Annotated in this window: 12 protein-coding genes; 4 read left to right on the top strand and 8 right to left on the bottom strand. The window is 53.2% G+C overall.

Annotated features, from left to right (window positions below):
* Window positions 1–10: 10 nt before the first annotated feature.
* The 4 genes from I2D83_RS16350 to purM all read right to left on the bottom strand — a co-directional run bounded on the left by I2D83_RS16350 (window position 11) and on the right by purM (window position 5,206).
* Window positions 11–2,137, bottom strand: coding sequence for a TonB-dependent siderophore receptor (locus tag I2D83_RS16350; protein ID WP_205946924.1), 2,127 nt, complete (start codon window positions 2,135–2,137; stop codon window positions 11–13).
* Window positions 2,130–3,236 carry an ABC transporter substrate-binding protein gene (locus I2D83_RS16345; RefSeq protein WP_180778325.1) on the bottom strand — a complete coding sequence of 369 codons (1,107 nt, stop codon included), beginning with the start codon at window positions 3,234–3,236 and terminating at the stop codon, window positions 2,130–2,132. The genes I2D83_RS16350 and I2D83_RS16345 overlap by 8 nt, the downstream gene beginning before the upstream one ends.
* A gap of 294 nt (window positions 3,237–3,530) precedes the next feature.
* The gene (gene purN / locus I2D83_RS16340; RefSeq protein ID WP_015839416.1) at window positions 3,531–4,169 is read right to left on the bottom strand and encodes a phosphoribosylglycinamide formyltransferase; all 639 of its coding nucleotides are present in this window, start codon (window positions 4,167–4,169) and stop codon (window positions 3,531–3,533) included.
* Window positions 4,169–5,206 (bottom strand): phosphoribosylformylglycinamidine cyclo-ligase, encoded by a 1,038-nt coding sequence (gene purM, locus I2D83_RS16335; protein ID WP_015839417.1) that lies wholly within the window; start codon window positions 5,204–5,206, stop codon window positions 4,169–4,171. The genes purN and purM overlap by 1 nt, the downstream gene beginning before the upstream one ends.
* Before the next feature lie 337 nt (window positions 5,207–5,543).
* Between purM and upp the strand changes: the two genes are divergently transcribed.
* The 3 genes from upp to hda all read left to right on the top strand — a co-directional run bounded on the left by upp (window position 5,544) and on the right by hda (window position 8,495).
* Window positions 5,544–6,170, top strand: coding sequence for a uracil phosphoribosyltransferase (gene upp, locus I2D83_RS16330; RefSeq protein ID WP_014914591.1), 627 nt, complete (start codon window positions 5,544–5,546; stop codon window positions 6,168–6,170).
* Window positions 6,171–6,398: 228 nt separating this feature from the next.
* Window positions 6,399–7,688, top strand: a complete 1,290-nt coding sequence (gene uraA, locus I2D83_RS16325; RefSeq protein WP_015839418.1) for a uracil permease — start codon at window positions 6,399–6,401, stop codon at window positions 7,686–7,688.
* A gap of 99 nt (window positions 7,689–7,787) precedes the next feature.
* Complete coding sequence (hda, locus tag I2D83_RS16320; protein WP_015839419.1) at window positions 7,788–8,495, top strand: DnaA inactivator Hda; 708 nt, start codon at window positions 7,788–7,790, stop codon at window positions 8,493–8,495.
* 98 nt (window positions 8,496–8,593) lie between these two features.
* On the opposite strand, the gene arsC is transcribed toward hda, so the two are convergent.
* The 4 genes from arsC to I2D83_RS16300 form a co-directional block, all read right to left on the bottom strand.
* Window positions 8,594–8,965, bottom strand: a complete 372-nt coding sequence (gene arsC, locus I2D83_RS16315; protein WP_205946923.1) for an arsenate reductase (glutaredoxin) — start codon at window positions 8,963–8,965, stop codon at window positions 8,594–8,596.
* Between the two features lie 14 nt (window positions 8,966–8,979).
* Window positions 8,980–10,443, bottom strand: coding sequence for a beta-barrel assembly-enhancing protease (gene bepA / locus I2D83_RS16310; protein WP_205946922.1), 1,464 nt, complete (start codon window positions 10,441–10,443; stop codon window positions 8,980–8,982).
* A 169-nt stretch (window positions 10,444–10,612) separates the two neighbouring features.
* Window positions 10,613–11,080 (bottom strand): thioredoxin-dependent thiol peroxidase, encoded by a 468-nt coding sequence (gene bcp / locus I2D83_RS16305; protein WP_015839422.1) that lies wholly within the window; start codon window positions 11,078–11,080, stop codon window positions 10,613–10,615.
* A 108-nt stretch (window positions 11,081–11,188) separates the two neighbouring features.
* Window positions 11,189–11,740, bottom strand: a complete 552-nt coding sequence (locus I2D83_RS16300; RefSeq protein ID WP_180778436.1) for a glycine cleavage system transcriptional repressor — start codon at window positions 11,738–11,740, stop codon at window positions 11,189–11,191.
* 160 nt (window positions 11,741–11,900) lie between these two features.
* Between I2D83_RS16300 and I2D83_RS16295 the strand changes: the two genes are divergently transcribed.
* Window positions 11,901–12,713: an AraC family transcriptional regulator gene (locus tag I2D83_RS16295; protein ID WP_180778327.1), complete on the top strand. Its 813-nt coding sequence runs from the start codon at window positions 11,901–11,903 to the stop codon at window positions 12,711–12,713.
* The last annotated feature ends 52 nt before the right edge of the window (window positions 12,714–12,765 follow it).

Here is a 12,765-nt window from a genome sequence, read left to right as displayed (position 1 = left end):
GCAAAGCGGATTAGAAATCGACGCTGGCGCGCAGCACCACCTGACGCGGCTCGCCGATGGCGACACGCAGGTTGTTACCGCTGGAGGGGTAATAGGTCTGGTCGAACAGATTCTTCACGTTCAACTGCCATTTCACCTTGTAACCGTTGAGCGGCAGGCTATAGGCAATAAACGCATCGGCGACAGTGTAATCATCCAGATAGAAGGTGTTTGCTGCATCGCCCGCGCGGCGGCTGACGTAGCGCGCGCCCGCACCCGCGCGTAGATCGTCACCAGCGGCCAGGCCAATATTGCCGAAGTCCTGCGTCAGGAACAGCGAGGCGGTATGACGTGCGGCATTCGGCATCCGTTTACCGGTGTTTTCCGGGTCAGCGGTGACGCGAGCATCGGTGTAGGCATAAGAACCGATCAGGCTTAAGGTATCGGTGAGGCTACCTGCCAGATCCAGTTCAACGCCCTGCGAGCGCACTTTCCCTGCTGTACGGTAAAGATTGTCATCGACCTTGACCATCACGTTTTGTTTTTCAATGTCGAACAAGGCTACGTTACCGGTAATACGGTTGGGCAGATCCAGTTTGGCACCGATTTCGTAAGACTTGCCGATTTCGGGCGGAAGGGCACCGATGTTATTGGCAATATTGCTGTTGGGCTTAAATGAACCGCTGTAGCTGGCATAGAGCGATGAATACGACGTCAGGCTGTAAATGACGCCTGCACGCGGTACGACGCGGTGGTATGAGCTGTCCGTATTGGTGATGAAAGGGCGTCCTTTACCCGCCATCACATCGAACGTGTCATAACGCAAACCACCCAGTAACTGCCAGCGATCGTTAAGGCGGATAGCGTCCTGCATAAATAAAGCTTTGCTGTCGATATTCTCGCGCTGGTCACTGTCTTTCGCGTTAACGGCAGTAGAGGCTGGTTGCTGGCCGTACACCGGGTTATAGATGTTGAATCCTGAAGCCGCTGTACCGCGGATCATATCGCCACGGAATGTTCTATCCGCTTCATAGTCAAACCCAAACAGCAACTGGTGATTGATGCGACCCCAGTCAACGTCGCCATTCAGCGTAAGCTGGACAATTTGCGCCTGGCTATGCGCATAGCCTGTAGCGTCTGGCTGACGTGTCAGGACTCCCGTATTGGCATTGTATTTTGTAGCACGCGCCTGATTATCGCTGTAGCGGTTGCGGTTATACGAATAGGTCAGGCTGCTTTTCCAGCGGTCATTTAGATTGCGATCAACCTGCATGGTGACGCTGTCCTGATCGCCACGTGTCGCATTGTAGCTTTCATCAAAGCGGCGATCGCGCGGCGTATTAACCGGCTTGCCTGTCTTCGGATCGATAAGGGTGCCGCGATCGAAAGGTGTCAGGTATTCCATATGTTCGTAGGAAACACGTACCGTGGTGTCTTCGCCGTACCACATGAGGGATGGCGCAACCGTCGTCTGGCGGTTACGCCCGAAGTTGCGCCAGTAATCAGTTTCATCATGATCGACCACCATACGGTAAGCCAGACCGGACGTACCTAACGGACCAGTGACATCCAACTGGCCGCCGCCGCCCTTGAAGCTGCTTCCCCAGCCTTCAATGTGCGTTTTCTGTACCAGTTCAGGCTTTTTGCTGATGATATTGATCACGCCGCCGGGTTCTCCCATGCCGTAGAGCATGGAGGCTGGGCCTTTCAGCACTTCGACGCGCTCGCTGCTGGGCGTAAAGTTGCGTGCCTGAATGGAGCGTACGCCATCGCGGAAGATCGAACCGTCGCGGTTATCGCCGAAGCCGCGTTTGATTATGGCATCCTGTGTGCCGCCCAGCGTATTCGACTGGGTGATACCGCTGACGTTATACAGCGCTTCATCGATGTTGCGTACCGCACGATCGTCAAGTACCTGAGTCGGCACGACGTTGACGGCCTGTGGCACATCCAGCAGGCGGCTTTCGGTACGGGTGCCGGTCACGGTTTTATGCGGCTGATAACCTGTCTCTTTTCCCGTCTGCTCGCCAGGTGTTGCGCTCACTACCATAGTGTCTTCTTTGCCATCAACAATGGCGGCCTGAATGCTAAACGGCAACAGCGCCAGCAGCGGCCAGCCGTGGCGGAACGTGGTCTTTCTTATGGCAAACTTATTCATGCGAAATCTGACTCCAATAAATCCCTGAAAATTCAATAGGTAAAAACTGTTGGTAGAGTTGTTGTAGTGTTTGTTGCGGATCGATATCGGCAAACCGATCCGGGTAAAGCGCCTTGGCAAACATTTCGACCATCACGACGTGGTACGGGCTGAGGTAGAAGTTGTGCCACATGCTCCAGGCTCGGCCTGTTTGCACGGCTTGCAGGTGAGACAAAATAGGTTCCTGACGGATAAGCGTGTCGAAGCTCTCTTTTGCCTGCGCGGCGTTCACCAGCGGCCCGAGCATCAGACTGGAGAAACGTTTGCCTTCCGGCCCGGCCATGCCGGTGGCGATGTAGACATCAGGATTGGCAGCCAGCACGCGCTCTGGGCTCAACTCTCCGTAGACGCTGTTGATGGTGCCATTGGCAATATTCTCGCCACCGGCGAAAGTCAGCAGGTCGCCAAGGCTGCCGCCGACCGCTGTGGTACAGCAGGTATCACGTCTACCCAGATGCAAATGCAGCATGACCGTCGGTTTTTTACCGTGGTATTGCGCGATACGCTGGCGAACCACGTCCATATGCTGCTGATAGAAATTGCTGAAGGCGGCAGCGCGTTGGGGCTGATTCAGCACCTCGCCGAGCAGGCGAATACTGGGTAATGTGTTGTTAAGCAGGTCGATACGCAGGTCGACGTAAATAAACGGGATCCCCGCACGAGTCAGCGTTTGTTGCAGCAGATCTTCATTGGCCGCGTTTTTTGCCAGCCGGGGAAGAATGACCAGATCGGGTTTTAGCGGCAGCAGCATCTCCGCGTTCATTGCTTGCAGGCTGCCGTTACCTAACTGTGGGATCTGGTTAAGCTGTGGGAATTTTTCGGTATAGCGTGACCAGCTTTGCGCATCGTAGCGCGCCATATCTCCCGGCCAGCCGACAACATGCTTTGCCGGGTTATCAGGCTGAAGCAGTGCCAGCGTATATAGCATGCGGCTCTCACCCAGAATGATGCGTTGGGGATTGTCTGGTATTTCCACCTGTCGGCCCAACATATCGGTGACCGTTTTTGCTTGTAGGAATGGGCTGAGGAAAAGCAGACAAAGCAGTAAGACAGTACGCATGGGGGAGTTCACAGAATTTAGGATGGGGAAAGATAATCATTGTCATTTTCGTTTTCAACCGATGAAAAGTGGGTGTAATTCCGGTTGATAGAAATGTTCTTTTTTATCTGAGTCTTAGTGTTCGCTTAGTAAAGATTAGTAAATATTTAAAGCGCGGATAGGGCTGAAAATAGCGATGTGTCGCGTGTGTAGGGAAGAAATATGCGGAGAAGAGGAGGTAAGAAGAAAAAGCAGGAAGAGGAGGTGAGTAAGGCTCCGTAGTGGGAGCCTTACTAAGATGATGAAGAGACAGAATTACTCAGCAGCGTAGCCCTGTGGCGGAATACGCACGCTGTCCAGCCAGGCTTCATTATCCCGCATCACCAGTCTGCCGTTCAGGAACCAGTTAATGACCATCGGATAAATCGTGTGCTCGTGCGTTTTCACGCGTTCGCTCAGGCTTTCTTCGGTGTCGTCACTAAATACAGGCACCTTCGCTTGCAGAATCAGTGGGCCGCCATCCAGCTCATCCGTGACAAAATGCACAGAAGTCCCATGTTCCCGATCGCCATTTTCCAGCGCCTTGCGGTGTGTATGCAGGCCGGGATATTTGGGCAGCAGAGAAGGGTGAATGTTCAGCATTTTGCCGGCAAATTGGGCAACAAATTCCGGGCTAAGAATCCGCATGTAACCTGCCAGAACCACCAGCGCCGGCTCATATTGCTCAATTTCATTTGCCAGTGCGGCATCAAATGCGGCGCGATCGGCAAAATCTTCAGGGTTCAGGACGCACGTAGGAATATCCGCATTCTGCGCGCGTTCCAGCCCGTAGGCCTCCGCATTATTACTGAATACGGCGACGATCTTTCCTTTGAGACGTCCGTTCTTACAGGCGTCAATCAACGCCTGCAAGTTGCTTCCATGACCTGAAATCAGCACAACGATGTTTTTCATCAGTTAATAACCACTGCGTCTCCGGCATCGGTTTGAGTAATGACGCCGATTTTCCATGCGTTTTCACCGCTGCTGTTGAGTAATGCAACGGCCTCGTCTGCCTGTTCGGCTGGCAGTGCGATGATCATACCAACACCGCAGTTAAAAGTACGATACATTTCGTGACGGCTAACGTTCCCGGCCTGTTGCAGCCAGTTGAACACCGCAGGCCATTGCCAGCTGGATTCATCGATAGTCGCCTGCATACCTTCTGGCAGAACGCGTGGGATATTTTCCCAGAAGCCGCCGCCAGTCAGGTGAGAAATCGCATGGACGTCCACTTTCTCAATCAGGGACAGGATGGATTTCACGTAGATTTTGGTCGGTGCCAGCAGGTGATCGGCCAGCGGTTTGCCTTCCAGTTCGAACTGCTCTGGATCGGTTTTGCTGACTTCAAGCACTTTACGTACCAGAGAATAACCGTTTGAGTGCGGCCCGCTGGACGCGAGGGCAACCAGAACATCGCCGTTCTGGACTTTGCTGCCGTCAATGATTTCTGATTTTTCTACGACACCGACGCAGAAGCCGGCAACGTCGTAGTCTTCGCCATGGTACATGCCCGGCATTTCGGCGGTTTCGCCACCGACCAGCGCACAGCCTGACTGCTTACAGCCTTCCGCGATACCGGTAATCACGCTGGCAGCCGTATCGACATCCAGTTTGCCCGTAGCGTAATAGTCGAGGAAGAACAGTGGTTCTGCACCCTGAACCACCAGATCGTTCACGCACATCGCAACCAGATCGATACCAATGGTATCGTGGCGCTTCAGGTCCATCGCCAGGCGCAGTTTGGTGCCGACTCCGTCAGTGCCGGAAACCAGAATCGGTTCGCGGTATTTTTGCGGTAAGGCGCACAAGGCACCGAAACCACCCAATCCACCCATAACTTCCGGGCGACGGGTCTGTTTCACTACACCTTTAATACGGTCTACCAATGCATTACCCGCATCGATATCCACGCCTGCGTCTTTATAGCTGAGAGAGGTTTTGTCGGTCACTGCTGAGTCCCCACGAAGGTTACGGGTCGTATTCAGAAAACACGGTATTTAGAAAACATACTGTGGTAAAAATAATGCGCGCTAATTCTAACAGTGTAGGCAATCGTTTGCGAGCGATGAGTCATCGGCTGGCTATTTTTCGCTAACGGCGACAATTTCTCTCCTCGGTTGATCTGGATCAGGCTTAATCATATGGCGCTAAGTAAAAAAGGCGGTATAATCCCGCGATTTTTTTTACGACGGGCTCTCGTGCCCGCCGCCCTGCGGGCCGCCGCAAGCGGTGTTTAAAAACGCGTTTGGCGTTTTTGTCCGTCCACTAGCCGATGGGGAGATAATGATGAAGATCGTCGAGGTGAAACACCCGCTCGTCAAACACAAACTGGGTTTGATGCGAGAGAACGATATTAGTACGAAGCGTTTTCGTGAACTGGCTTCCGAAGTGGGAAGTTTGCTGACTTACGAAGCGACGGCTGACCTGGCAACCGAAAAAGTCACCATTGATGGCTGGTGCGGTCCAGTTGAAGTCGATCAGATCAAAGGCAAGAAAATTACCGTCGTACCAATTCTCCGTGCAGGATTAGGGATGATGGAAGGCGTGCTGGAAAATGTCCCTAGCGCGCGTATCAGCGTTGTCGGTATCTACCGTGATGAAGAGACGCTAGAGCCTGTTCCTTATTTCCAAAAGCTGGTTTCCAATATCGAAGAGCGCATGGCGCTGGTGGTTGACCCTATGTTGGCAACCGGCGGTTCAATGATTGCGACGATCGATCTGCTGAAAAAAGCGGGTTGTCACAGCATTAAGGTGCTGGTGTTGGTCGCGGCGCCAGAAGGGATTGCCGCACTGGAAAAAGCTCACCCGGATATTGAGCTTTACACGGCATCCATCGATAAAGGCCTCAACGAGCAGGGTTACATCATGCCGGGTCTGGGCGATGCGGGCGATAAAATATTTGGTACGAAATAACAGGTAAGCCGACTTATAGTCGGCTTTTTTTTGGCGCCAACCTAAGTATTTCCTATGGTGCGCCACAGCCTGTGTTACGTCACACGCGGTTCTTTTATACATCAGCAGTCACCATTCTCCTGCTTCGCTACGGTGGGGCGGGGTGAGTCTGGCTGTGATAATAAGTGCGGGTCTACCTGCACACACAAATAGCAACACTCGATAACAACACTACAGAGGATATTGAAGATGACTCGTCGCGCCATCGGGGTAAGTGAACGACCACCCTTGTTACAAACCATCCCGTTGAGTTTCCAGCATCTGTTTGCGATGTTTGGCGCTACCGTTCTGGTACCCATTCTGTTCAAGATCAATCCGGCAACCGTACTGTTATTCAACGGTGTCGGTACGCTGCTTTATTTATTCATTTGTAAGGGGAAAATCCCGGCGTATCTGGGGTCGAGCTTCGCGTTCATTTCTCCGGTTTTACTGCTGTTGCCACTGGGGTATGAGGTCGCACTAGGTGGTTTCATCATGTGCGGCGTGTTGTTCTGTCTGGTGGCGCTGATTGTTAAGAAAGCGGGGACTGGCTGGCTGAATGTGCTGTTCCCCCCTGCGGCGATGGGGGCGATTGTGGCGGTTATCGGCCTTGAACTGGCCGGTGTGGCGGCGGGAATGGCTGGCTTGTTGCCTGCCGATGGCGCTTCTGTCGATTCTACCGCGGTGACGATTTCACTGGCGACGCTGGCAATCACCATTCTGGGATCGGTACTGTTTCGCGGTTTTCTGGCGATCATCCCGATTCTGATCGGGGTACTGGCAGGCTATGCGCTGTCGTTCGCGCTGGGCGTGGTGGATTTGACCCCGATTCGTGAAGCGCACTGGTTTGCGATGCCAACATTCTACACGCCGCGCTTTGAATGGTTTGCCATTCTGGCGATTCTGCCTGCGGCGCTGGTGGTGATTGCAGAACACGTCGGTCACTTGGTCGTGACGGCGAATATCGTGAAGAAAGATCTGATGCGTGAACCGGGGCTGCATCGCTCCATGTTCGCCAACGGCATTTCTACCGTGCTGTCCGGCTTCTTTGGTTCTACGCCGAACACAACCTACGGTGAAAACATCGGCGTGCTGGCGATTACCAAAGTGTACAGCACCTGGGTTATCGGCGGTGCAGCGATCCTCGCGATTCTGCTCTCCTGCGTGGGCAAACTGGCGGCGGCGATTCAGGCTGTACCGGTTCCTGTCATGGGCGGTGTATCGCTGTTGCTGTACGGCGTGATTGGGGCGTCTGGTATTCGCGTACTGATTGAATCCAAAGTGGATTACAACAAAGCGCAAAACCTGATCCTGACCTCTGTGATCCTGATCATTGGCGTCAGCGGCGCAAAAGTGCATCTGGGCGCGACTGAGCTGAAAGGCATGGCGCTGGCGACGGTTGTCGGTATTGGGATGAGCCTGGTGTTTAAGGTCATCAGCCTGTTCCGCAAAGAGGAAGAGATCCTCGATGCGCCGGAAGAGAACGACACACGTTCATAACCGCATTAGTTCCCCTGTTGAGGCCGTCACTATCGCGTCCTCAACAGGGCACGGTTTCTGTGATAAACTCGATCCGATTTCCTGCCCGTTTTGCTTGAGGTGATTCTGAACACGCCGGCACAGCTTTCATTGCCCCTCTACTTACCCGATGACGAAACCTTTGCCAGTTTCTATCCGGGTGAAAATGCGTCTCTTCTTGCCGCCATTAATAATGCTTTGCACCAGGAACACGGCAGCTACATCTATTTCTGGTCACGCGAAGGGGGCGGGCGCAGCCATCTGCTGCATGCTGCCTGCGCTGAACTGTCGCGTCAGGAACGCGCGGTGGGCTACGTGCCGTTAGATAAACGCGCCTATTTTGTGCCGGATGTGTTGGAAGGTATGGAGCAACTGGCGCTGGTGTGTATCGATAACATCGAATCGATTGCGGGTGATGAAGAGTGGGAAATGGCGGTGTTTAACTTGTATAACCGCATTCAGGAAACGGGACGTGCTCGACTGTTGATTACCGGCGATCGTCCGCCGCGTCAGCTGAATTTACACCTGCCCGATTTGGCTTCTCGTCTCGACTGGGGACAAATCTACAAGCTGCAACCGCTGTCGGATGATGAGAAAGGGGAAGCGTTACAGCTGCGCGCCAGACTACGAGGGTTCGAATTGCCGGAAGACGTGAGCCGTTTTCTGCTTAAACGTCTGGATCGGGAAATGCGGACGTTATTTATGACGCTCGATCAGCTTGACCACGCTTCCATCACCGCACAGCGCAAGCTGACCATTCCCTTTGTGAAAGAGATCCTCGGGCTGTAGTTGACGATCGTTGTTAAAAGATCGTCGTTGAGGATCGCTCATGCCTGCCGCTTAACAATCATTGTTTAACAACCATCATTTAACAGTCATTTTTACAACTACAGTATTTCCAGCACCTGTTCCGGCGGGCGACCAATACGTGCCTGACCGTGCGCCACGACGATAGGACGCTCGATGAGCTTCGGATTATCGACCATTGCCTGAATCAGCTGCGTTTCTGTCAGCGCGGTATCGGACAGCCCCAACTGCTGATAACGCTCTTCTTTGGTTCTCATTAACTCACGTGCGCTGTTAAAGCCCAATTGTTGAATAAGCTGAGCCAGCGTCACGGCATCGGGCGGCGTGTCGAGATAGAGCACGACGTCGGGCGTGACATTGTGTTCCTGCAACAGCGCTAGTGTTTCACGGCTTTTGGAGCAGCGCGGGTTGTGGTAAATCGTCACGGATGTTTGGGTTGAAGATTGTGTCATCGTCATGCTCCTTATCAGGATTTCTGGTACTGGCGGAAACGCTGCTGCAATTGGCGCAGCTGGTCGATGCGGGCGTCGTAGCGCGCCTGTTCCAGACTCCCCAATTTAACCAGTGAGCTCGCGTTGCTCAGTAGCCGAATAGCTTGATCGAGCTGGCCACTGAGCGCCAGACTCTCTGCGCGTGCGGCCAGTTCTTCTGCTCGCTGTCCTTGTGCTGCTGCGGCTTGTGCCAGCAGATCCCAGCCGTTCGAGTCGTCAGGGTGAGCGTAGGTATAGCGATAGAGTATTTTGCTGGCAGCAGCAGGCTGCTTCCCTTCCACATAGGCATTCGCCAGATTAAGCTGAAGTACCGGATTAGCCTGCGCACCGGGAGCGTTTTGTAAGCGGCTGATAGCCTGAGCCGCGCGGTTTTGTCCCAGATCGATATCGGTCATCATATCCAGAAACCACGGGTTTTCAGGCGCGCTGCTTAGCAGCGGTTGCAGTACATTGCGCGCCTCATCGTACTTCTTCGCCTGATAAAACTGAATCGCCCGGCCATACTTCGCGGCCAGTTGTTCCCGCACGTTGCCTTTTTCCCATTGCTCCAGCAGATCGTTGCTCAGCGGACGATCCGGTGAGCCATACATGCCAAAGGTCCGTATTTTGGCGAACAGGAAATCCTGAGAAGATTGTACCGGCGTTGAACGCATCTGGTTGGCGCGGTTGCGGGCGTCGGACAGGCGACTTTCCGGCAAGGGGTGAGTCAACAGCATTTCCGGCGGTCTGGAAGCGTAACGCGACTGATCCGCCAGCTTTTGCAGGAAATTTGGCATGGCTTGCGGATCGAAGCCCGCACGCTGCAAGACCTGAATCCCGATGCGGTCTGCCTCTTGTTCATTCGCCTGCGTGAACGTAATCATGCCCTGCTGCGCACCCGCCAGCGTACCGCTAAGTGCCGCCATCCCCAACTGTGGATTAGCCATCGCCAACAGTATGGAACCGAGCGCGCCGACCCACGTAAGCGGTGCGCTACGTTGCTGTGATTCCATGCTACGCGCCAGGTGACGTTGGGTAACGTGAGAGATTTCATGTGCCAGCACGGAGGCCAGTTCACTTTCGCTATCGGCATAGCGGAACAGCGCGGAATGCAGCACCACGTTGCCGCCAAAGAAGGCAAAGGCGTTAATGTCGTCATTACGGATCAGGTAAAAATGAAACGGCGTACGCACGGAATCGGCCTGTTTGACCAATCTGTTACCGAGTTGATTAATGTAATTCGACAGCAGTGGATCGTTGATAAGCGGTGCGCCGGCACGCAGTTGGCGGACGTAAAAATCCCCCATTGCCAGTTCCTGATTGATACTGAGCGTACCGCCTGCGGTGGTGCCGATATCCGGCAGCCGATCCTGCGTGTCGGCCTGAGCAGGAAGCAGGTTGCCAGCCAGTAGTGCCCCAAACAGCACGGACATGACCGTTTTTCTTAACCGAATAGACATAACGGAAGATAACCTTATCAACAGCTAACGTGAAAGCATTCTGCCAACTATCTTAGCCAGCGATGGCAGACAAAGAAATGCCCGAGCGGGAAAAACGTAGTGAAGAGGAAGAATAACAGGAAAAACCGGCACGTATGACGGTGCCGGTAGAGGATTTAAAAACCGCGAATCAGGCGTTTTTTAAATAATCGAGAACGATGTCGTGGTGGTTGCTGGTTTTGAAGTCGTCAAAAACCTTCTCGACCTTGCCGTTTTCATCGATCAGGAAACTGATACGATGAATACCATCATAGGTTTTCCCCATGAAGGTTTTTTCTCCCCAAACGCCAAATCCTTCTGAAACCTGATGGTCTTCATCAGAAAGCAGCGTGAAATTTAAGACTTCTTTCTCGACAAAGCGGGACAGTTTTTCTGATTTGTCCGTGCTGATACCGAGAACTTCAACGCCATATTTTTTCAGATCGTCCATGTTATCGCGCAGGCCGCAGGCTTGAACGGTGCATCCTGGCGTCATCGCTTTAGGGTAGAAATACACCAACACTTTCTGTCCCTGGAAGTCGGTTAAATTTACTTGTTCGCCATCTTGGTCGGGCAAGCTAAATTTCGGTGCAATATCACCGGCTTTCAGTGTGTTCATCACGACTCTCCGTCTTGTTTCTCTTCATGCTGTGGATATACCCATGCTATTCGCAATAATAATGGCAGCGTTATGCTATTGGGCACAAATACTATTGGGCGCCAAATACTACTGGGCATAGTTAACGACGCTAATACTGCCTTGTGCGTTCAATTCTGTACATAGCTGATGAAAGGCTGGCTCAATAATTGAGCTATCCAGCGTGGCAGAACTGTGTGCGGCAATCTGAATATACAACTGCGGCGGTTTGCCGCCCTCGGCGGGCTGTGTTTTTGACACCAGCTCAGCAATGTTTAACTGATGAGAATCGAATAAATCGGTAAAACGCTCGATGATGTGAGGGGAGTCGGCAACGTCAACTTTCACCCAGACGGTAGAGGGCGTCGGCTGGCTGGCCTGTGACTCCGTCCGCTTCATCACGATCAGCAGATCCATCTCTGCGCCTTTCAGCGGCAGGGTTGATTCGATCAGCGTTATCGCGTTCCAGCTACCGGACAGCAACATAATGAAGGTAAATTCTTTGCCCAGCATGGCAAGACGGCTATCTTCGATATTGCAGCCACAGCTACTGACGTGGCGGGTAATCGCATTGACAATACCAGGGCGATCAACCCCCAGTGCGGTAATAACCAGATAGTATTCTTGTGAGCTTGGCAACATCATGCTTCCTGTCTTTTTTCCCATTAATCACATGGTAAACATAAAAAATTGCCTGGAGCAATTTTTAACGCCGCTTGCCGTCGCTTAGACAATATTTCGTGATTGTGGGCATTCCGCGTTAAGGTGAATTCTGGTCACCAGAGATAAAGCGCCTTTCATCATGCGACGGCATCAAATAAATAACGACTGGGTAAAGCAGGCTCAGCATCCCGCCTCGTTCGAACGAATTGAGGCTTTCTTCCGTGGGCACGGTTACGATCCCCATCGGCACGACACCTATGCGATTGGGCGGACGTTATCCGGCGTGCAGCGTTTTCACTATCGTGGCAGCCTGTGCAATAGCGTGCCGGGGGGAACGCTGGTACTTCATCCGGATGAGATTCATGATGGCGAAGCGGGTTCTGCCGACGGCTTTCAGTACCGCATGATTTACGTTGAGCCGGCGCTGATTCAAAAAATACTCGGTGGTAAACCTCTGCCCTTCGTTAACGGCGGCATATCTAACGATCCGCGTCTGTTTGCGGCAACGGAACCGTTGCTCAGAGCGATGGAGGAGGGATTCGATGAACTGGAAGAAGATGATGTGCTCTACGATCTGGCGCAGGCTCTATCGGCTGTGGGTGGACAGCGGCATCCGCGGCGTTTGTTCGACTACCACGCTGCCGAACGGGCACGTGAATATATTCATGATGCCTTTGATAAGGCCATTACGCTTGATGAGCTGGCACTGGTGAGCGGTCGGGACCGCTGGAGCCTGACGCGCGATTTCCGCGCACTTTTCGGCACGACGCCGTACCGCTACGTCACCATGCGCCGTCTCGAACACTGTCGGCGAGGTATGCTGGCCGGTGACAGCCTCGTCGATATCGCCGCTCGGGCGGGTTTCGCGGACCAAAGCCATATGACGCGTCATTTCGTGAAGGCATTTGGCCTTTCACCGGGTCACTGGCAGCGAATGTTCACTACGTTTTAATCTACTTGCACAATCGTTCAATACAGCCGGTACTCTGCTTCGCTAGTCTGAG

This window comes from Pectobacterium aroidearum, from assembly GCF_015689195.1.
Lineage (GTDB): Bacteria > Pseudomonadota > Gammaproteobacteria > Enterobacterales > Enterobacteriaceae > Pectobacterium > Pectobacterium aroidearum.
This window is presented reverse-complemented; position numbering and strand designations above follow the sequence as displayed.